19 protein-coding genes are annotated in these 20,189 nt (G+C 73.0%); 13 read left to right on the top strand and 6 right to left on the bottom strand.

The genetic code is table 11. The features are described 5' to 3' along the window. The first annotated feature begins 78 nt into the window (after nt 1–78). From N912_RS0139950 to N912_RS0139940, 3 genes are all read left to right on the top strand, one after another. Entirely contained in the window at nt 79–1,848 is a 1,770-nt protein-coding gene (locus N912_RS0139950) for a metallophosphoesterase (protein ID WP_028926842.1), read from the top strand. Between the two features lie 137 nt (nt 1,849–1,985). Next, complete coding sequence (locus N912_RS61150; protein ID WP_051581451.1) at nt 1,986–2,489, top strand: GNAT family N-acetyltransferase; 504 nt, start codon at nt 1,986–1,988, stop codon at nt 2,487–2,489. Nucleotides 2,490–2,519: 30 nt separating this feature from the next. Further along, nucleotides 2,520–3,023, top strand: coding sequence for a VOC family protein (locus N912_RS0139940; RefSeq protein ID WP_028926841.1), 504 nt, complete (start codon nt 2,520–2,522; stop codon nt 3,021–3,023). Here N912_RS0139940 and N912_RS0139935 read toward each other — a convergent pair. The 4 genes from N912_RS0139935 to N912_RS0139920 all read right to left on the bottom strand — a co-directional run bounded on the left by N912_RS0139935 (nt 3,020) and on the right by N912_RS0139920 (nt 6,041). Further along, entirely contained in the window at nt 3,020–3,403 is a 384-nt protein-coding gene (locus N912_RS0139935) for a type II toxin-antitoxin system VapC family toxin (RefSeq protein WP_245645767.1), read from the bottom strand. The two genes, N912_RS0139940 and N912_RS0139935, sit on opposite strands and share 4 nt — an antisense overlap. An 8-nt stretch (nt 3,404–3,411) precedes the next feature. Further along, nucleotides 3,412–3,705 carry a type II toxin-antitoxin system Phd/YefM family antitoxin gene (locus N912_RS0139930; protein ID WP_028926839.1) on the bottom strand — a complete coding sequence of 98 codons (294 nt, stop codon included), beginning with the start codon at nt 3,703–3,705 and terminating at the stop codon, nt 3,412–3,414. 41 nt (nt 3,706–3,746) lie between these two features. Further along, nucleotides 3,747–5,297, bottom strand: a complete 1,551-nt coding sequence (locus tag N912_RS0139925) for a dolichyl-phosphate-mannose--protein mannosyltransferase (RefSeq protein ID WP_028926838.1) — start codon at nt 5,295–5,297, stop codon at nt 3,747–3,749. 126 nt (nt 5,298–5,423) lie between these two features. Beyond that, a complete protein-coding gene (locus N912_RS0139920; RefSeq protein WP_028926837.1) occupies nt 5,424–6,041 on the bottom strand; it encodes a TetR/AcrR family transcriptional regulator in 618 nt (205 codons plus the stop codon). Between the two features lie 51 nt (nt 6,042–6,092). On the opposite strand from N912_RS0139920, the gene N912_RS0139915 reads away from it, so the two are divergent. Next, nucleotides 6,093–7,043 carry a zinc-binding dehydrogenase gene (locus N912_RS0139915; RefSeq protein ID WP_028926836.1) on the top strand — a complete coding sequence of 317 codons (951 nt, stop codon included), beginning with the start codon at nt 6,093–6,095 and terminating at the stop codon, nt 7,041–7,043. A 15-nt stretch (nt 7,044–7,058) separates the two neighbouring features. Continuing rightward, nucleotides 7,059–7,940: a 16S rRNA (cytidine(1402)-2'-O)-methyltransferase gene (gene rsmI, locus N912_RS57590; protein WP_051581450.1), complete on the top strand. Its 882-nt coding sequence runs from the start codon at nt 7,059–7,061 to the stop codon at nt 7,938–7,940. Here the strand turns inward: rsmI and N912_RS57585 are convergent. Beyond that, nucleotides 7,877–8,917: an LLM class flavin-dependent oxidoreductase gene (locus tag N912_RS57585; RefSeq protein WP_084211664.1), complete on the bottom strand. Its 1,041-nt coding sequence runs from the start codon at nt 8,915–8,917 to the stop codon at nt 7,877–7,879. The genes rsmI and N912_RS57585 overlap by 64 nt on opposite strands. Before the next feature lie 130 nt (nt 8,918–9,047). Between N912_RS57585 and N912_RS0139900 the strand changes: the two genes are divergently transcribed. The 8 genes from N912_RS0139900 (at nt 9,048) to N912_RS0139865 (ending at nt 19,609) form a co-directional block, all read left to right on the top strand. Next, the gene (locus N912_RS0139900; RefSeq protein WP_028926835.1) at nt 9,048–9,821 is read left to right on the top strand and encodes a VOC family protein; all 774 of its coding nucleotides are present in this window, start codon (nt 9,048–9,050) and stop codon (nt 9,819–9,821) included. A 94-nt stretch (nt 9,822–9,915) separates the two neighbouring features. Continuing rightward, the gene (metG, locus tag N912_RS0139895; protein WP_028926834.1) at nt 9,916–11,709 is read left to right on the top strand and encodes a methionine--tRNA ligase; all 1,794 of its coding nucleotides are present in this window, start codon (nt 9,916–9,918) and stop codon (nt 11,707–11,709) included. A 46-nt stretch (nt 11,710–11,755) separates the two neighbouring features. Continuing rightward, nucleotides 11,756–12,598 carry a TatD family hydrolase gene (locus N912_RS0139890; protein WP_028926833.1) on the top strand — a complete coding sequence of 281 codons (843 nt, stop codon included), beginning with the start codon at nt 11,756–11,758 and terminating at the stop codon, nt 12,596–12,598. 482 nt (nt 12,599–13,080) lie between these two features. Then, entirely contained in the window at nt 13,081–14,196 is a 1,116-nt protein-coding gene (locus N912_RS66625) for a resuscitation-promoting factor (RefSeq protein WP_051581449.1), read from the top strand. 16 nt (nt 14,197–14,212) lie between these two features. Continuing rightward, nucleotides 14,213–15,097, top strand: a complete 885-nt coding sequence (gene rsmA, locus N912_RS0139880; protein ID WP_064745523.1) for a 16S rRNA (adenine(1518)-N(6)/adenine(1519)-N(6))-dimethyltransferase RsmA — start codon at nt 14,213–14,215, stop codon at nt 15,095–15,097. A 73-nt stretch (nt 15,098–15,170) separates the two neighbouring features. Beyond that, nucleotides 15,171–16,181: a 4-(cytidine 5'-diphospho)-2-C-methyl-D-erythritol kinase gene (locus N912_RS0139875; protein WP_211261565.1), complete on the top strand. Its 1,011-nt coding sequence runs from the start codon at nt 15,171–15,173 to the stop codon at nt 16,179–16,181. A 10-nt stretch (nt 16,182–16,191) separates the two neighbouring features. Further along, nucleotides 16,192–18,045 carry an ABC-F family ATP-binding cassette domain-containing protein gene (locus N912_RS0139870; protein WP_028926830.1) on the top strand — a complete coding sequence of 618 codons (1,854 nt, stop codon included), beginning with the start codon at nt 16,192–16,194 and terminating at the stop codon, nt 18,043–18,045. Nucleotides 18,046–18,184: 139 nt separating this feature from the next. After that, entirely contained in the window at nt 18,185–19,609 is a 1,425-nt protein-coding gene (locus N912_RS0139865) for a serine/threonine-protein kinase (protein WP_028926829.1), read from the top strand. Here N912_RS0139865 and N912_RS0139860 read toward each other — a convergent pair whose 3' ends face one another. Continuing rightward, nucleotides 19,610–20,092 (bottom strand): hypothetical protein, encoded by a 483-nt coding sequence (locus tag N912_RS0139860; protein ID WP_028926828.1) that lies wholly within the window; start codon nt 20,090–20,092, stop codon nt 19,610–19,612. It lies immediately after the preceding gene. Between the last annotated feature and the right edge of the window lie 97 nt (nt 20,093–20,189).

The following is a 20,189-nucleotide window of genomic DNA, read 5'->3' as shown; positions in this document are numbered from 1 at the left end:
AGCGGGGCATCCGGCGGTCGGTCGACGTGCCGCGTGCCGTGCCGGGCGTGTCGGGTGGGTACGGACCATGATCTAGGCATGTCACGACCGTCGCTGGAAGGAAACATGCCGACCAGGCCGGAGACCGAGGACCCGGCCGCGCTCGGGTTCACGCCGCGCTCGCGGGTGCGCTGGCTGGCGCCGGGGATGTTGGTACGGACGGGGGCGCAGGTAGCGGTGTCGACGTTGTTCGGCGCCTTCACCGACCGCCGTGAGCTGCAGAGCATCGAGCCAGCGGGCGCGCTCGACCTGTCCGGGCCGGCGGGCACGGGCGCGGCGGATGGCGAGTTCTGGCTGGACTACGTGGCCGACGTCGGCGACGGGTTCGACGCCACCGCCACGGTGGCCAGCCAGCTCGCGGCCGACGAGCTGGAGCTGCGGCACGGCGGGCACGAGTACCCCACGAAGGCCGGCGAGCTGCTGGTCATGGGCGGCGACGAGTGCTATCCGGTGGCGTCGCGGGCGAACTACACCGACCGCCTGGTCGGGCCGTACCGAATGATGCTGCCGTGGACCGACCGGCCCAGGAAGCTCGTCGCGCTGCCCGGCAACCATGACTGGTACGACGGGCTGACCAGCTTCCTCAAGCAGTTCTGCCAGGGCCGCTGGATCGGCGGCTGGAAGACCGTGCAGGCCCGCAGCTACTTCGCGGTGAAGCTGCCAGGTGGCTGGTGGCTGTGGGGCATCGACATCCAGCTCGGCACGGACATCGACGAGCCGCAGCTCGACTACTTCCGGGGCATCGCCGAGCAGCTCCGCCCGGACGACGCGATCATCCTGTGCTGGGCGATGCCGTCCTGGGTGGAGTCCGGGCCGGAGAACCCGGAGGGCTACGCGCCGATGGAGTTCTTCGAGCGCACGGTGATCCCGAACCGGGACATGCTGCGGGTCTCGCTGTCCGGCGACTACCACCACTACTCGCGCTACCGGGGCACCGACGAGGCGGCCCAGCAGAAGATCACGGCGGGCGGCGGCGGGGCGTTCCTGTTCGGCACCCACCACCTGCCCAACGAGGTGCGGCTGCCGCCGGCGGAGTCGCACGACGTGAACAAGCGCGCGCCGGTGACCTACCGGCTGGAGCGGTGCTACCCGAGCAAGGCGACGTCGCGGCGGCTGCGCTGGGGCGTGTTCGGGTCGATCTACCGCAACCCGGGGTTCTGGGCCGTCCCGGCGGCGGTCTACCTGCTGCTCGGGGTGGCGCTGGGTCGGGCGTTCCCGTACCTGGCCGGCGACCGCTGGTGGGCGACCAGCGTCTCGGACCTGGTGCTGGCGGTCGTGCTGGTGGCGGCGGTGTGGGCGGGGCTGGCCGCGTTCACCGGGCTGAGCCGAAAACAGAACGCCGCGCGGCGGCGAGCGGTGTCCGGGGCGCACCTGCTGGCGCACCTGGTGCTCGTCGTGGCCACCGTGGCCGGCGTCGAGCTGGGCGCGGACGTGCTCGGCTGGGCGGCGCTGGGCAGCGCGGCGGCGATACCGATCGGGGCCGGCGTGGTCGGCGGGCTGGTCGGGCCGGCGGTGGTGGCGCTGTACCTGGTCCTCGCCGACCGGGTCGGGCCGATCGGGGTGAACACCACCGAGCTGTACTCCGCGCAGGCCATCCAGGACTTCAAGTGCTTCCTGCGGCTGCGCATCGACGCCGACGGCGCCCTGACCATCTTCCCGGTGAAGGTCGAGCGGGCGGTGCGCTGGACGTTCACCGGCGGCGACCCCGGCGACCGCCGCTGGTACCGGCCGGCGGGCGGCGTCGAGCCCGCGCCGGAGCTGATCGAACCGCCGATCACGGTCCCCAAGCGCCCCGTCACCAGCATGTGATCGGGTCGGAACCCCACCGTGCCTGACCAGGTCGGACGTAGGTTACTATGCCGTTAACAAGCGGGTGTCTTTAATCACGTTCGGTTTTTTGCTGGGTTCGCGCGGCGAGGTAGTTCGATCTCTGATATGCCATGACAGTGACAGGAAGGTCGGACCGCACGGAAATCGAGTTCCGGGCGGTCGACTACGGCGACGCACACGCCGGGCTGCTCGCGGCCGCGGCCGATGCGGCCCGGGCGGAGCTGCCCGGTCACCCCGACCTGGAGGCCCCGCCCGGCGACGAGCTGGAGGCCCAGAACCGGGGGACCTTCGTGGTGGCCTACCTGAACGGGCAACCGTCCGCGTCCGGCGGGTACCGGATGTTCCCCCACGACCCCACCGGGTCGACCGCGGAGATCGTCCGTATGTACGTGCGTCCCGGCTCCCGGGGGTCCGGCCTGGGCCGGGCGCTGCTCAGGGAGCTGGAGGAGCGCGCCTGGGACGACGACTACGAGCGGGTGGTGCTGCACCTCGGCGACGCGCAGCCCGCCGCGAAGGCGCTGTACGAGGTGTTCGGGTACCGGCTCATCCCCGGCCTGTCACCTGATCCGTGGCCGGGCGGCCGCCAGACGTACGGCAAGGACCTCAAGGGAGCAGACTGAGGGGCGTCCAACCCCCTTGGAGGTCCGATCATGACCGTGTCGGAAGACGAGCGCGCCCGGCTGTCCACCGAGCGGGACCGCGTTCGGGACACCTACCTGGCCCCGCGTGAGCAGCGCCCGGCCACCGCCGCGCGCGGCATCCACCACACCGCGCTGATCAGCGGTGACGTCACCCGGACCGTGGAGTTCTACCAGAACGTGCTGGGCTTCCCGCTGATCGAGATGTTCGAGAACCGGGACCTGCCCGGGTCGACGCACTTCTTCTTCGACGTCGGCCACGGCAACGCGCTGGCGTTCTTCGACCTGCCGGGGGTGGACCCCGGCGAGTACGCCGAGGTACTCGGCGGGCTGCACCACCTGGCCATCTCCGTCACCAGGGAGAACTGGGACGCCGCCAGGAGCCGGCTGGACGCCGAAGGGGTGCCGTACCAGGAGGAGAGCGGCTCGTCGATCTACCTGCGGGACCCGGACGGCGCGCGCATCGAGCTGATCGCCGACCCGCTGGGCGAGATGTACGGCCACCCGGTCGGCTAGCCGTTCAGGTCGACCACCTCGAGCAGCGGCGCGAGGCCGGTGAAGTCCTTGGCGTTGCGTGTCACGAGCGGGACCTGATGGGTGGCGGCGACCGAGGCGATGAGCAGGTCCAGGCGGCGGGGGCGAGGGTTCCGGCCCGCCGCGAGCATCAGCGCCGTGAGCTGGCCGTACATCCGCGCGGCGGACTCCGTGAAGGGGAGTACGTCGAGCGCTTCGGCCAGCCAGAGGAGGCGGTCGACGCGGATCGCCCGCTCGATCGGGTCGGGTGTTTTGTGGACTCCGGCGTTGAGCTCGGCCACGGTGATCGAGCTGACCAGGTACTCATCGCTCTCGTTGAGACCAGCCGCAGGCAAATCGATCACGGCGGAGGTGTCCAACACGTACCGCGTCATCGGTTGTCGTCAGTCCGCTCGGGTTCGCCCGGGCCTCGGAGGGGGTCGTAGTCGACGACGCTTTCGAGGTCGGCCCAGAACTGCTCGACATCGATCTTCGGAAGCTGGGCTGCCGCCTCCATGATGTCCCTGCCGGTAGCGCGGCGGGTCTTGGCCGGCCGGGCATGCGGGATCAGGTCGGCGATCGGCGTGCCGTTGCGGGTGAGCACGAAGCTCTCGCCGTCTTCGATCGCCCGCATGATCGCGGGCGTATCGTTGCGCAGCTCGCGCTGGGTGATGTGTCTGGCCACACACCCAGCCTAGCGCGGCAGTCGCTACGGCTCGCTACGAATTACCGCCACGAGGGCAGCCACATCTCGGCGTCCCAGTGGCTCGGCGTGATGGGGTCGCCGACCATGACCGGCCAGAGCCAGGCGAAGTTCGCCACCGCCAGGCCCACATAGAGCGAGACGACGAGTAGCCCGGTGGCCCGCCGCTCCGGTCCGGCGCGAGCCGGCCCCAGGATCTCGGCCAGCCCGAGCGTGATCGCGATGATCAGGAACGGGGCCATCGGGGTGGCGTAGAAGTAGTACATCTGCCGGTCCAGCTCGACGAACCAGGGCAGGTAGCCGGCCAGATAGCCGACCAGCGCGCCGGCGTAGCGCCAGTCGAACCTGGTCAGCGAGCGCCACACCGCCCACCCGAGCGCCGCCGGGCTGAGCCACCACAGCGCCGGGGTGCCGATCAGCATGGTGGCGCTGATGCACTGGGCGGCGTTGCAGCCCTGGGCGGCGCCGGAGTAGTAGTACAGCATCGGGCGCAGGCCCATCGGCCAGGTCCAGGGCTTGGACTCCCAGGGATGCGGGTCGGCCTTGTTGGTGTGCAGGCCTTCGTGGAAGGACAGCACATGCCCGCTGTAGTACCACAGCGAGCGCAGCGCGTCGGGCACGAACGCGAACGGGCCGTCGGTGCCGATGCCCCGGCCCACCTGGTACCGGTCGGTGCCGGTCTCGCTGGCGAACCAGGCCCACCAACTGGCCAGGTACAGCAGCACCGGCACCGCCACCAGCGCCCACAGCCCAGGGCCGACGTCACGTACCAACGCCCCGACCCACGGCCTGCGCACCCCGGCCGCGCGCCGGGCCGCGACGTCCCAGGCCACGCAGAGCAGCCCGAACGCGATCACCCAGTACACGCCCGACCACTTGACGGCGCACGCCATGCCGAGCAGCACCCCGGCGCCGAAACGCCACCAGCGCATGCCCAGCCTCGGTCCGTACGGGGACTCGCTGACGCGTCCCTGGGCCACCACGTCGGCCAGCCGGGCGCGCACGTCGTCGCGGTCGACCACCAGCGCGCCGAACGAGGCCAGCACGAAGAAGGTCAGGAAGATGTCGAGCATGCCCATGCGGGACGAGACGAAGCTGACCCCGTCGCAGATCAGCAGGACCCCGGCCAGCACCCCGCACAGGGTGGAGCGGGTCATCCGGCGCACGATCCGGACCAGCAGCAGGATGCACAGCGTGCCGATCACCGCCGCCGACAGCCGCCAGCCCACCCCGTCGTAGCCGACCAGCCACTCGCCGACCGCGATCAGCTGCTTGGCCAGCGGCGGGTGCACCACCAGCTCGTAGCCCGGGTTGTCCTCCACCCCGCCGTTGCGCAACATCTGCCACGCCTGCGGCACGTAGTGCTTCTCGTCGAACACCGGCGTGCCGTCGTCGGTCGGGTACCCCAGCCGGTAGAACCGCAGGATCCCGCCGATGAACGCGAGCATGATCGCCAGCAGCCAGCTGGGCAGCCGGTCCGTCGGCATCGGCCGGCGCAGCAGCCATTCGCGCTCGGGACCGGTCGGAGGGGTGCCGGGGATCCGGGGCGCCGGCCACCGGCCGAGGGGTAACAGGCCGGAGCGAACGCCCCGCCAGCCCGGCCGGGAGGTGCGCACCGACTCGAGCTGGCTCACCACGCCGACCGATCGTAGGGGGCGTCGGCCGCCTCGACCGCCGCCACACCGTGCGACGCGGTCACATCATGGAAGTGCCGCGACGGCCAACCGGGCCACCGGCGGTAGCGGCGAGTGCGCCGGAGAGGCCTGGAACGCCTGGATCGCGAGCGCGGCGAAGCGCCGGGACGCCGCGACCCGGGCGGCCGGTGAGACGGCCTGGATGCCGCCGTTGGCCATGAACATCAGGATCAGGTCGTCCAGGACGAAGTCGGCGCGCAGCCGGCCGGTCTGTTTGGCGCGGCGGGCCAGCTCGGCGACCGACCTGAGCGCGTGCTCGCGGCTCGCGGCGAAGTCCATCGCGCGGGGGAAGGTCGAGATGAACGCCGAGGTGAAGCCCCGGTCGCGGGCGTGCAGCTCGCAGATCTTCTCGATCACCAGGCGGAAGCCGCGCCACGGATCCGGGTCGGCGAGCCCGTCCTCGACGACGGCCTGGCAGGCGCGCATCTGGTCGGCGAACGCCTCGGTGGCCAGCGCCTCCTTGGTCGGGAAGTGGCGGTAGAGGGTGGCCGGCCCGACCCCGGCGCGGCGGGCGATCTCCCGCATCGGCACGTTCAGGCCGTCGGCGGCGAACACCGCGCGGGCGGCGTCGAGGATGCGTTCGCGGTTCTCCCGGGCATCGGAACGAGGCAAACGGTCCGTCACCGCTCTCACTTTAGCTAACTGGACGGGGGCGTCCGTATAACGTCCGAAGGCATGAAGGCGGTTGCGATCCGGGCGTTCGGAAGTCCTGACGGCATGGCGGTCATCGATCTCCCGACCCCGGCTCCGGGGGATGGGCAGGTGCTGGTCGGGGTCGAGGCGGTCGGCGTGGGCGGCGTCGACGCCGTGATCCGGCGCGGCACGCTCGGCGCCAATGGATTCCGGGAAGGGCACATTCTCGGTAGCGAGGTGGCGGGGAGGGTGACCGCGGTCGGTGACGGGGTGGACGCGTCGTGGGTCGGGCGGCGGGTGTGGGCGTTCACCGGGCTGGGCGGCGGGTATGTCGAGCATGCCGTCGCGGCGGTGGGGGAGGTCGTCCCGCTTCCCGAGGGCCTGTCGGCGGTCGACGCGGTGACGGTCGGCGGCTCCGGGGTGGTGGCGCGCTTCGGCCTTTCGCATGCCCACTTCGAACCCGGCGAGTCGGTGCTGGTGCGGGGCGCGGCGGGCAGCATCGGGATCATGACGGTGCAGCTTGCGGCCCTTGGCGGTGCCGGCGCGGTGGCGGTCACGACGTCCTCGGCCGAGCGGGGCGAGCGGCTGCGTGCGCTTGGGGCGACCCACGTGCTGGGCCGGTCCGGCGAAGGCGGTTCGGGGTACGACGTGATCATCGATGTGGTGGCCGGCGCGGACCTGCCGTCGTTCTTCGGCAAGCTCAACCCGAACGGGCGCATGGTGGCGGTCGGGGTGGTCGGCGGTCTTCCTCCGGCGGACTTCGGCGCGGCGATGCTCGCGGCGTTCCGCCGGTCGCTGTCGTTCGCCACCTTCAGCGCCGACACGGTGGCCGCGTCCGATCAACGCGCGGTGCGGACCGAGCAGTTCGCCGCGACCGCCCGAGGCGAGCTGCGTTCGGTGGTGCACGAGGTGTTGCCGTTGGAACGGGCGGCGCTGGCGCACCGGAAGATGGACGCCGGCGAGGTGTTCGGCAGGGTCGTGCTCACGCCGTGACTTACGCTGGCCGCCGTGACGGACGGGGTTGGCGAGGGACGGCTGGTGCTGGCCGCCACGCCGCTGGGCCACCCCGGCGACGCGTCAGCCCGGCTGGTCGAGGCGCTGGGCGGCGCGGACGTGATCGCCGCCGAGGACACCCGCAGGCTGCGCCGGCTGGCCGCCGCGCTCGGGGTGGACATCCGAGGGCGGGTGGTCAGCCACTACGACGCGGTGGAGGTGGCGCGGACGCCGGCGCTGGTCGCGGCGGTGCGGGAGGGGCAGACCGTCCTGGTGGTCACGGACGCGGGCATGCCGTCCGTCTCCGACCCCGGGTTTCGGCTGGTCAGTGCGTGCGTGGCGGCGGGGCTGGCGGTCAGTTGCCTGCCGGGGCCGTCGGCGGTGACCACCGCGCTCGCCGTCTCCGGGCTGCCGTGCGACAGGTTCTGCTTCGAGGGGTTCGCGCCGCGCCGGCCGGGCGAGCGACGGCGGTGGCTGTCCGCGCTGGAGCGCGAGCCGCGCACGGCGGTGTTCTTCGAGTCGCCGCGCCGGCTGGCCGCCACGCTGGCCGATGCGGTGTCGGTGCTCGGGGCGCGGCGCCCGGCCGCCGTGTGCCGCGAGCTGACCAAGACCCACGAGCAGGTGCTGCGCGGCCCGCTGGGTGAGCTGGCGGCGTGGGCGTCCGACAACGAGGTGCTCGGCGAGATCACCGTGGTGCTCGGCGGCGCGGCCCCCGGGTCGGTGCCGATGGACGAGCTGGTCGCCTCGGTGCGTGCCCGGGTGGACGGCGGCGAGCGGCTCAAGGACGCGGTCAGCGCGGTGGCCGCCGGGACCGGGGTGTCGAAGCGCGAGCTCTACTCGGCGAGCGTCTCGGCCGGCGGTCCCGACAGCTCGGCCAGCTCCGCCACCAGCTCGTAGCTGCGCAGCCGGTCGGCGGGGCCGTGCACCATGGTGGTGATCATCAGCTCGTCCGCCCGGGTCTGTTCGAGCAGCTCGGAGATGCCCTTGAGCACGGTGTCCGGGCCGCCGATGATCTGGCTGGACTGGCGGTCGGCCACGAAGCTCTTCTCGATGTCGGAGTACGGGTACGCGGCGGCCTCCTCCGGGGTGGGCACCCGGCCGGGGTTGCCCTGGCGCAGCCGCAGGAACGACAGCGCCCCCGGGCCGGCCAGCCAGCGCGCCCGCTCGTCGTCCTCCGCCGCCACCACCGCCGCGCAGACCAGCGCGTACGGCTCCTTCAGCCGCGCGGACGGGCGGAACCGCTCCCGGTACAGGGCCAGCGCGGGCAGCGTGTTGGCCGCGCTGAAGTGGTGCGCGAACGCGAACGGCAGCCCGAGCAGCCCGGCCACCTGGGCGCTGTAGCCGCTGGAGCCGAGCAGCCAGACGTCCGGCGGGTCGCCGAGGCCGGGCACCGCCGTCACGCCCCGCTCGCTGGGCTCGGCGAAGTAGCGCATCAGCTCGGTGAGCTGCTCGGGGAACTCCTCGGCGGACAGCGGGTTCGCCGCGCGCCGCAACGCCTGCGCGGTGACCGGGTCGGTGCCGGGGGCGCGGCCGATGCCGAGGTCGACGCGGCCGGGGTGCAGCGCCTCCAGCATGCCGAACTGCTCGGCCACCACCAGCGGCGGATGGTTGGGCAGCATCACGCCGCCGGACCCGACCCGGATGGTGCTCGTCGCGGTGGCCAGGTGCGCCAGCAGCACGGCCGGCGCGGAGCTGGCGATGCCCGGCATGTTGTGGTGCTCGGCCACCCAGAACCGGTGGTAGCCCAGCCGCTCGGTGTCCTTGGCCAGCTTGACGGTGCTGGTCAGCGCGGTACCGGCGTCCGAGCCGGCGCCGATCGGGGCGAGGTCGAGCACTGACAACGGAATGTCGAATCGGGGCACGCTCTTGGACAACGCGCGCACCCGCCCTCAGCTTCCCGCCGGCGTCGGTCGTTTGGCGGACGCGTCCTGTCGGTGGCCGGTGCTTTGATGGCCGCCCGCAGTCCCGAACAGACAGTCCCGAACAGATGGAACGGAGCGCGCTATGCCCACCCGCGACACCCCATGGCCCGCCGGCACGCCGTGCTGGGTCGACCTCTCGGTACCCGACGTCAAGGCGGCCACCGAGTTCTACGGCCCCGTCATGGGCTGGACGTTCACCGACACCGGTGCGGAGTACGGGCACTACCACATGTGCCAGGTCGGCGACCGGGTCGCCGCCGCGATCGGCCCGCTGCAGCAGCCGGGCCAGCCGGTCGCCTGGACGGTGTTCCTGGCCTCCGACGACGCCGACGCCACCGCGAAGCTGGTCGCCGAGAACGGCGGCACCGTCATCGTCGAGCCGTTCGACATCGGCGACCAGGGCCGGATCCTGGTCGCGCTGGACAACACCGGCGGGGCGTTCGGTGTCTGGCAGGCCAAGGCGGCGATCGGCGCGAACATCGCCAACGAGCCCGGCTCGCTGGCCTGGGAGGACGCCAGGCTCACCGACCCGGAGGCCGGCAAGCGGTTCTACACCGCGGTGTTCGGCTACACCTACGAGCCGATCCCGGACGCCCCGCCCGACTACGGGCTCTTCAAGGTCAACGGCGAGATCGCCGGCGGCCTGGGCGGCATGATGGGCGCCCCGGACGGCACCCCGAGCCACTGGGTGGCGTACTTCTCCGTGGCCGACGTGGACGCCGCGGTGGCGGCCGTCGAGCGCGGCGGCGGCAGCGTGCAGCAGGCCCCCACCGACACCCCGTACGGACGGATGGCGTTCGTGACCGACCCGTTCGGTGCGGCGTTCGCCCTGGCCGGCTCGCTCGAGGGCTCCTGAGCCAGCCGCCCGGCCGGGGTGCGGTGGTCACCGTGCCCCGGCTCGGGGCGGGCGCGCGGAAAGGCGGTGGCGGGGTACGAATAGGCTGGTACGTATGAGTTCCCGCGTGCTGACAGCCGTGGCGTGGCCATACGCCAACGGGCCGAGGCACATCGGCCATGTTTCCGGTTTCGGTGTGCCCTCCGACGTCTTCTCCCGCTACCAGCGGATGGCGGGCAACCGGGTGCTCATGGTCTCGGGTACGGACGAGCACGGCACGCCGATCCAGGTGCAGGCCGACGCGGAGGGCGTCACCCCGCGCGCGCTCGCGGACAAGTACAACCGCGTGATCGTCGAGGACCTGCAGGGGCTCGGGCTGTCCTACGACCTGTTCACCCGCACCACCACGGCCACCCACTACGAGGTGGTGCAGGAGCTGTTCCTCGCGCTGCACCGCAACGGGTACGTGGTGGCGAAGACCGCGATGGGCGCGGTCAGCCCGTCCACCGGCCGCACCCTGCCGGACCGCTACATCGAGGGCACCTGCCCGATCTGCGGGTACGAGGGCGCGCGCGGCGACCAGTGCGACAACTGCGGCAACCAGCTCGACCCCGCCGACCTGATCAACCCGCGCTCCAAGATCAACGGTGAGACGCCGGAGTTCGTCGAGACCGAGCACTTCTTCCTCGACCTGCCGGCGTTCGCCGAGTCGCTCGGCTCCTGGCTGTCCAAGCGCACGGACTGGCGGCCGAACGTCCTGAAGTTCTCCATGAACCTGCTCGACGACCTCAAGCCGCGCCCGATCACCCGCGACCTGGACTGGGGCGTGCCGATCCCGCTGGACGGCTGGCGCGACCTGCCGATGAAGCGGCTCTACGTCTGGTTCGACGCGGTGATCGGCTACCTGTCCGCGTCGGTGGAGTGGGCGCGGCGCTACGGCGCGGACGCGGACGCCTGGAAGCAGTGGTGGTGCGATCCGGAGGCCACCGGCTTCTACTTCATGGGCAAGGACAACATCGTCTTCCACTCGGTGATCTGGCCGGCGCTGCTGCTCGGCCAGAACGGCGCCGGGGACCGGGGCGGGCGGCCGGGCGCGTTCGGCACGCTGAACCTGCCCGACGAGATCGTCTCGTCGGAGTTCCTGACCATGAGCGGCTCGAAGTTCTCCACGTCCCGGGGCACCGTGATCTACGTGGGCGACTTCCTGCGCGAGTACGGGCCGGACGCGCTGCGCTACTTCATCTCGGTGGCCGGGCCGGAGAACCAGGACACGGACTTCACCTGGGACGAGTTCGTCCGGAGGATCAACTTCGAGCTGGCCAACGAGTGGGGCAACCTGGTCAACAGGTCCGTCTCGATGGCGCACAAGAACGTCGGCTCGGTGCCGCGCCCGACCGCGCCGGTGGATGCCGACCGCGAGCTGCTGGCGGTCTCGAAGGCCGGTTTCGACACCGTCGGCGGGCTGCTCGCCCGCAGCCGGTTCAAGCAGGCCATCACCGAGGCGCTGCGGGTGGTCTCGGCGGCCAACAAGTACATCTCCGACCAGGAGCCGTGGAAGCGCAAGGACGACCCGGAGCGCCGCGACACCATCCTGCACACCGCGCTGCAGGTCGTCCAGGACGCGAACACGCTGCTCACACCGTTCCTCCCGCACGCCGCGCAGAAGGTGCACGAGGCGCTCGGCGGGTCGGGGGTGTGGGCCGCGCAGCCCGAGATCCGCACCGTCCCCGAGCTCGGCGACGGCCCGGACTACCCGGTCCTGACCGGCGACTACGCCGCCGAACAGGCCAGTTGGGCGTCCACGCCGATCGAGGTCGGCCGCCCGCTGGCCAAGCCGACGCCGCTGTTCACCAAGCTCGACCCGTCGCTCGGCGAGACCGGCCCGGACTGGGCGCCCATCAACCCGTGAGTGGTAATGGGCGCCATAGCACCCCTAGCCACTCACGGGTAGGGACGTGAGGCGGGAGCGGCCGCCGGCGCCGGAGCCACTCGGGGCGGCGGTGATCGACTCGCACACGCACCTGGATGCGTGCGGATGCGTCACCGCCGAGGACGTGCGGGCGGCGATGGACAGGGCCGCCGCGGTGGGGGTGGTACGGGCGGTCACCGTGGCCGACGACCTGGACTCCGCGCGGTGGGTTCTCACGGCGGCCGAGGCGGACGAGCGGGTGAGCGCGGCCGTTGCGCTGCATCCGACCCGGGCGAACGCGTTGGACGACGCCGCGCGCGCGGAGATCGAGAAGCTGGCCGCCTCGCCGCGCGCGGTGGCCGTCGGGGAGACCGGGCTGGACCACTACTGGCCCGGGCGGATGCCGGGGTGCGCCGCGCCCGACGAACAGCGCGAGGCGTTCGCCTGGCACATCGACCTGGCCAAGCGGCTGTCCAAACCGGTCATGATCCACGACCGGGACGCCCACGACGACGTGCTGGCGGTGCTGCGCTCCGAGGGCGCCCCGGACGCCGGCGTGATCTTCCACTGCTTCTCCGGTGACGCCACGCTGGCGCGGGCCTGTGCGGACGCCGGCTACTACACCTCGTTCGCCGGCACCGTCACCTTCCGCAACGCCGCGCCGCTGCGCGAGGCCGCCGCACTGGTGCCGTCCGAGCTGTTGCTGGTGGAGACGGACGCCCCGTTCCTCACCCCGCACCCGCACCGGGGCCGGGCGAACGAGCCGTACTGCCTGCCGTGGACGGTGCGCGGGCTGGCCGCCGCCCGAGGTGCCGACCCGGACGCCGTGGCCGACGCGGCCCGCCGCAACGCCGAACGCGTCTTCAACCTCGCCGCACCAGCGCTCTGAGCCGCCCCTCGCGCCGCCCGCCCGCGCCGCCGCCCGAGCCCTGAGCCGCCGCCCGCGCCGCCAGGTCCATGATCATCAGGCCCTCACGGTTGTTTCCGGGCCGTTATAGCAACCGTGGTGACCTGATGATCACTGATTGGGACGTCACGGCACGGTCGTAGACGGCGGAGCGCTACCTCACGGGCTTCACACCTGTCACGGCTACTTTCCGTAGTGGTGTTGCGACGTCAACAAATGCGCTTTGACGTGCTCCGAGCGGGATTTGAGCGGCGCCCACGCCGCGACGAAGCGCTCCACCGTCACTCTCCGTAAAAACTTCAGAGCGTAACTAGGCGGTTCGTCGTTGTGATAGTTCCGTTCGGCGCAGCGATGGCGCGAACGGCGGTTGAGTCGGATAGAGGCCCGTTATCGTCCCGTGACTGTGCGGTCGGTGTCGATCGAGATGCGGACCGTGACCGTGTCCCCGACGTTTGGACGATAGCTTGGACCGAAGGGCCCTCGCCCTCGCGCTGGTCGCGGCGTCACTGATGACGCTGGCCGCGACCGGCGTGCTGGCCGTTGGTCTCGACAAGTCGGTCACGATCACGGTGGACGGCAAGGACCGGACCGTGCACACGTACGCCGCCGACGTGCTCGGCGCGGTCACGGCGGCCGGGCTCACGGTGCACCCCAAGGACCGGCTGGAGCCGGACGGGGCCACCGACCTGGAGGACGGCGACCACATCATCCTGAACCGGGCGCGCGAGCTGACCCTGGTCGAGAACGGGTCCAGCCGGCAGGTGTGGACCACCGCCGGCTCGGTGCGCGACGCGCTCGCCAGGATGGGCGTCGACCCGCACCCGAACCAGGTCGACGCCGGCCCGGACGAGCAGATCCCGCTGCACGGGATGGCGCTGCGGCTGGAGCTGGAGCGGACGGTCACGCTGCTGGACGGCGCGAAACCGCCGCGCCAGGTGGTCACCAAGGCCGGCACGGTGCGCGCGCTGCTCGCCGAACAGCGCGCGCCGCTCGGGCCGGAGGACGTGGCCCTGCCCGAACCGGACACCGCCGTCGAGGACGGCGACTGGATCCAGGTCGTCCGCAACGGCTCCGGCGAGGTGTCCCTGACCAGGGCGGTGCCGCCGCCGACGCTCGAGGTGCCGGACCCGGGCCTGGCCAGGGGCGCCAAGGAGGTCAAGGACCCTGGCGAGCCGGGCGAGCTGACGTCGGTGTACCGGGTGCTGGTGCGCAACGGCAAGGAGATCGGCCGGCAGAAGATCCGAGGCGGCGTGGCCAAGCTCCCGAAGCCACGCATCGTGCGGGTGGGCGTCAACCCGAAGATGACGGCACCGCCCGCGCCCGCCGGCGGGTCGTGGGACAAGCTTGCCAAGTGCGAGGCGGGCGGCAACTGGAAGGCCAACACCGGCAACGGTTACTACGGTGGCGTGCAGTTCGACGCCCAGACCTGGCGGTCCAACGGCGGCAACAAGTACGCGCCGCTGCCGCACCAGGCCAGCCGGGAGGAGCAGATAGCCGTTGCGGAGAAGGTCCGGAGCTCACGCGGCGGGTTCGGGGCGTGGCCGGCGTGCTCCCGCAAGCTCGGCCTCGGCGGGCGATAACCCGGCCGCGCCGCCCGTGAACGGCCACGCTCCGTACTCAGGAGCGGCGCAACTGCTCGGGCCCGCCGAGGTGCGGGCGCTGGCCGAACGGCTGGGCATCCGTCCGACCAAGCGGCTCGGGCAGAACTTCGTGCACGACGCGAACACCGTGCGGCGGATCGCCAGGCTGGCGGAGGTCCGGCCGGACGACGTGGTGTTGGAGATCGGGCCGGGGCTGGGATCGTTGACGCTCGCGCTGCTGCCGCACGCCGAGGCGCTGGCCGCCGTGGAGATCGACCCGGTGCTGGCCGGCGCGCTGCCGGACACCGTCGCGGCGAGGGCGCCGGAGCTGGGCGGGCGGCTGCACGTGCTGGAGGCGGACGCGATGACGCTGCGTGCGCAGGCGCTGCCGGCGCCCGTGCGCGAGCCCACGGTGCTGGTGGCGAACCTGCCGTACAACGTGGGCGTGCCGGTGTTGCTGCACGTGCTGGAGGCGTTGCCGTCGCTGCGGCACGGGCTGGTGATGATCCAGGCGGAGGTGGTGGACCGGCTGGCGGCGGGGCCGGGCGGTCGGGAGTACGGGGTGCCGAGCGTCAAGCTCGCCTGGTACGCGAGCGCGCGGCGGGCCGGGTCGGTGCCCAGGGCGGTGTTCTGGCCGGTCCCGGGCGTGGACTCGGCGCTGCTCGCGCTGCACCGCCGGGAGCCGCCCGCGCCGGAGAGCCAGCGCGCCGAGGTGTTCACGGTGGTGGACGCGGCGTTCGCGCAACGGCGCAAGGCGCTGCGCGGCGCGCTCGCGGGGTGGGCCGGTTCACCGTCGGAGGCCGAGCGGGTGCTGCGCGCGGCCGGCGTCGACCCCGCGACCAGGGCGGAACGGCTCGACGTCGCCGACTTCGCGCGCATCGCCGCCGCCCGCGCCGGCTGAATCCGCGCCGATTGCGGCGCCCACCGACGGCCGACCGTCCGCTCGTGCACGTACAGTGATCGACGTGCTCGCCATCGTCCCACCCCCGGTGACCGTGAGGGTCCCCGCCAAGGTGAACCTCCATCTGGCCGTCGGGGACCAGCGCGAGGACGGCTACCACGACCTGGTCACCGTGTTCCACGCGGTCAGCCTCTTCGACGAGGTGACGGTGGCGGCGACCGACCAACCCGGGGTGGAGGTGCTCGGCGAGGGCGCACCGGGCACCGGCCCGGAGGGCGACCCGGACGGCATCGGCGAGGTGCCCGCCGACGGGCGCAACCTGGCCTGGCGGGCGGTGCTCGCGGTGGCGAAGCTGGCCGGCAAGGAACCCGACGTGCGGGTGGTGCTGCGCAAGGGCATCCCGGTGGCCGGCGGGATGGCCGGCGGCAGCGCGGACGCCGCGGCCACCCTGGTCGGGCTGTCCGCGCTGTGGAAGCTCGACCTGCCCCGCGACCAGCTCGCCGCGCTGGCCGCCGAGCTGGGCAGCGACGTGACCTTCGCGCTGCACGGCGGCACCGCGCTGGGCACCGGGAGGGGCGAGCGGCTGGTGCCGGTGCTGTCCCGGCACACCCAGTACTGGGTGATCGCGCTGCACCACCGGGGCCTGTCCACGCCGGCCGCGTTCGCCGAGCTGGATCGGCTGCGCGAGGCGTCCAAGTCGGCCAACGTCCCGCCACGGGCGGGCGCGGTGGAGCCGGTGCTGGAGGCGTTGGCCTCCGGCGACCCGCGCCAGCTCGCGCTGCTGCTCGGCAACGACCTGCAGGCGGCCGCCGTGAGCCTGGAGCCCACGCTGCGCCGGACCCTGCGCGCCGGGGTGGAGGCCGGCGCGCTGGCCGGCATCGTGTCCGGCTCCGGGCCGAGCTGCGCGTTCCTGTGCGCGGACCAGGAGGCGGCGTTCTCGGTGGCCGCCGAGCTGGCCGGCGTCGGGGTGTGCCGCACGGTGCGGGTGGCGCACGGGCCGGTGCCGGGGGCCAAGGTGGTCGACGACGAGGAGGCGGACCCGAACGGAGCCCCGCCCCGGGTGCCGCCGCCGGCCCGCGCTTGACTGTCACTCGATGGCTGAGACGAATCTGATCAACTTCGAGGCGGTCACCGCCAGCGTGCCCGGTGACGCCTCCCGGGTGCTGCTGGACAGGGTGTCGCTGGGCATCGCGGCCGGCGAGCGGATCGGCGTGGTCGGCCCCAACGGCGGCGGCAAGACCACCCTGCTCGAGGTGATCACCGGTGACCGGGAGCCGAACGCCGGCCGGGTCAGCAGGGTGCGCGGGCTGCGCATCGCCTCGGTCGGCCAGCGCACCGAGCTGCCGGCCGGTGCTCGGGTCCGGGACGTGGTGCTGGGCTCGCTGGGTGTCGCTGACGAGCATGAATGGGCGGGCTCGCCGAAGGTCCGCGCGGTGCTGGCCGGGCTTGGCCTGCGCGGGGAGGCCGGGCTGGATCGGACGGTGGACGGGCTGTCCGGCGGCGAGCGGCGCCGGGTGGCGCTGGCCGCCGCCCTGGTGGTGGACGCCGACCTGGTGGTGCTCGACGAGCCGACCAACCACCTGGACGTGGAGGGCATCGCCTGGCTGGCCGAGCACCTGGTGGCGCTGCGGAAGGCGCTGGTCGTGGTCACGCACGACAGGTGGTTCCTGGACGCGGTGTGCACCAGGACCTGGGAGGTGACCGGGGCCGAGTCGCGCGGCGCGGGCGGCCGGGTGGAGGCGTACCAGGGCGGCTACGCGGACTGGGTGTACGCCCGCGCCGAGCGGGCCCGGCTGGCCGACGCCGCCGAGGAGCGCCGCCGCAACCTGGCCCGCAAGGAGCTGGCCTGGCTGCGCCGTGGCGCCCCGGCCCGCACCTCCAAGCCCCGCTTCCGGATCGAGGCCGCCGAGGCGCTGATCGCTGGCGTGCCCGAGCCGCGCAACACCGCCGAGCTGATGTCGTTCGCGTCCGCCCGGCTGGGCCGCACCGTGCTGGAGCTGGAGGACGCCACCCTCCAACTGCCGGGCGACACCGGGCGGACGCTGTTGGACGGGGTGACCTGGCGGCTCGGCCCCGGCGACCGGATCGGCGTGGTCGGGGTGAACGGCTCGGGCAAGACCACGCTGCTGCGCGCGCTGTCCGGCGCGCGGGGGCTGGACGGCGGCCGGCTGGTGACCGGCAAGACCGTCCGGCTGGCGCACCTGACCCAGGAGGTCGACGGAGCGTCGCTGGACCCCGGCCTGCGGGTGCTGGAGGCGGTGGAGCAGGTCGCCCGGTTCGTCCGGCTGGGCCGCTACGAGATGCCGGCGTCCTCGGTGGCCGAGCGGCTCGGCTTCCCGGCCAGCCGGCAGTGGACCCCGGTGGGTGAGCTGTCCGGCGGCGAGCGGCGGCGCCTGCAGCTGACCCGGCTGCTGATGGGCGAGCCGAACGTGCTGCTGCTCGACGAGCCGACCAACGACCTGGACATCGACACCCTGCAGCGGCTGGAGGACCTGCTCGACTCCTGGCCGGGCACCCTGGTGGTGGTCAGCCACGACAGGTACCTGGTGGAACGGGCGTGCGACACGGTGGTCGCGCTGTTCGGCGACGGTCGGATCACGCACCTGCCCGGCGGGATCGACGAGTACCTGGCCCGCCGCCAGGACGCGTCGGCGGGCCCCTTTGCCCTGCGTACGGATACGCAACGCGAGGCGGTGTCGCGTCAAGGTGCGCAGGGCAAAGCGTCGTCGGCCGCCGAGCAGCGGGAGGCCCAGAAGGAGGCGCGCCGGCTGGAGCGGCGGCTGGAGGCGCTGGCCACCCGCGAGACCGAGCTGCACACCGCGCTGGCCGAGGCCGCCACCGAGCCCACCCGCCTGCTCGAGCTGGACGCCGAACTGCGCGCCCTGACCGCCGAGCGAGCCGAGCTGGAAGATCGGTGGCTGGCCGCCGCGGAATCGGCCGAGAGCTGAACGAGCATCGACACCGAGAGCAGCGCCAGCGGAACGAGCGTCAACACCGAGAGCAGCGCCAGCGGAACGAGCATCGACACCGAGAGCTGAGCGACATGTAACTGATGCGGACCGGCCGTCGAACCGGGATGATCGTCGAGTGCACGGTCCCGCCCAGGTAGCGACGCCGCTGTCCGAGGTGCTGGCGCGCGGGCCGGTGCCGGTCGCCACGCTGGCCCGGTGGGGCGCGCAGCTCGCGCGGGCGCTGGCCGCCGCGCACGCGGCCGGCTCCAGCCACGGCGATGTGCGCGCCTCGGTGGTGACGGTCCGTCCGGACGGCTCGGTGCATCTGGGCGGGTTCGGCCTGCCGAGGGCGGAGCGGCCTGCGCATCCGGCGCCGGAGTGGACCCCGGAGTCCTGGCCGTCCCCGGCCGCCGACGTGTACGCCCTGGGCGCGCTGCTGCACGGTGCCGGCGCCGGCGTCGAGCCGGGGCTGGCCGACCTGTGGGCCTGGACCGGCGACTCCGAGCCGACCCGCCGCCCGAGCGCCGCCCAGCTCGCCGCGCGCCTCGACAGGTTCGCCGACGCGGCCGACCCGGCCGGGCGCCCGGACACCAACCGGCGGAAGCTGGTCGTCTTCCTGGTCGTGGTGGGGGCGCTGGTGGCCGGCGCGCTGGTCGGCAGCGGGACGTGGCTGCTGATCCGCCCGCACCCGAACGAGACGACCTGGGCGAACCCGATGGCCGAGGTGCGCACCGCCGACCCGTGCGCGCTGGTCGACGCGACGGAGATGCAGCGCTTCGGCTCGACCAGGCTCTACCCGGACCGCAACGTCGTCACGGCCTGCACGCTGTACATCCTGCCGGGCAGCGGGCCCGGCTCGTGGCTGACGGTGGCCATCACCGGGCCCATGAAGGACGAGAAGGACCTCGCGGAGCTCGCCCACCAGCGCGTCGGGCAGATGACCGTCTACGAGGAGCCGAGCGGGCCCCGGTACTGCTCGCGGGTCGGGCTGCTGCCGGATCGCAGCCGCGTCTACCTGCGGATGGACGGCGAGGGCTCGACCAGCTCACTGGACGCCTGCACGGCGGACGACGCGGCGGTGCGGATCGCGGCCCGTGCGCTGGACGGCCCGACGCTGCCCCGTCGCCCCATCGCCGGCCCGCCGAACTCGCTGGTCTGGCTGGACGCCTGCAACCTGGGCGACGAGCGGACGCTGCGCTCGCTGCCCGGGCTCAACGTCAACCTGCGCGAGCGGTCCTACGGCGGCTGGGGATGCAGCTGGGGGTATGACGGGGCGCTGGCCAACCCGCCGCCGTACGTGCGGTTTCTCGTCATGCGGGACGAACCGCTGAGCGGCGAGACCAAAGTGATCGGCGGGCGCACCGCGACGGTGGTCCCCTCGGGTGACACGACGTGCGTGGTCCGCATCGCCCAGCGCTCCTACCAGGGCGTTTTCGACCAGCCGAGGGTGGAGACGCTGTATGTGAACGTCTTCCTGCCGCTGGCGCAGCCGGGTGTGGCGTGCTCGGCCGCCACCTCGCTGGCCGAGGCCGCCTCGGCCAAGCTCCCGCCGCCGGGATGACTAGCGGGGCACGACACGCAGGATCGCGCCGTCCTGGCCGATCGCCGCGACCCCGATCGACACCTTCTCGAACGTCATGCGGCCACCGGTCCTGCAGTCACCGGTCACCAGCCCCGGCGCGGCGGCGGTGGCCGTCTGGATGTTGACCGAGCATCGGGTGGAGCGCACGGAGCCGCCGCCGGGCGCGCTGGCCGAGAGCCGCACGTTGTCCGGGCCGATCGAGAGGACCCGCACGTCGGCGAGGCCGAAGCGGGCGTCCAGCGGGATGGTCACCGCGCCGGGGGTCTTGACCTCGCAGGAGCCGCCGGTGCACGCGGCGAGGTTGGTGCCGTCGGCGGCGGTGGGCAGTGGCGCGAGCGGTGGGGTCGACACGGGCTCGGGGGGCGGTGGGGGCGCGGGTTCGTTCCGCATGCCGGCGCAGCCGGAAAGCCCGAGCAGCACGCACCCGAGCGCCACGACCAGCGACACCGCGCGCGCCGGCATAGGCCAACCCCTTTTCACGTCGGACGATCCAGGCGATCTTTTCGGACCCTCCCGGCGGCGGCAAGGGCCGGACGCGGCGGCCGACGATTCCGCAACG

Source organism: Actinospineispora acaciae DSM 45401 (assembly GCF_000620785.1).
In the GTDB taxonomy this organism is placed as follows: domain Bacteria; phylum Actinomycetota; class Actinomycetes; order Mycobacteriales; family Pseudonocardiaceae; genus Pseudonocardia; species Pseudonocardia acaciae.
Note: the sequence above shows the minus strand (reverse complement) of the source record. Positions and strands in the feature narration are given on the sequence as shown.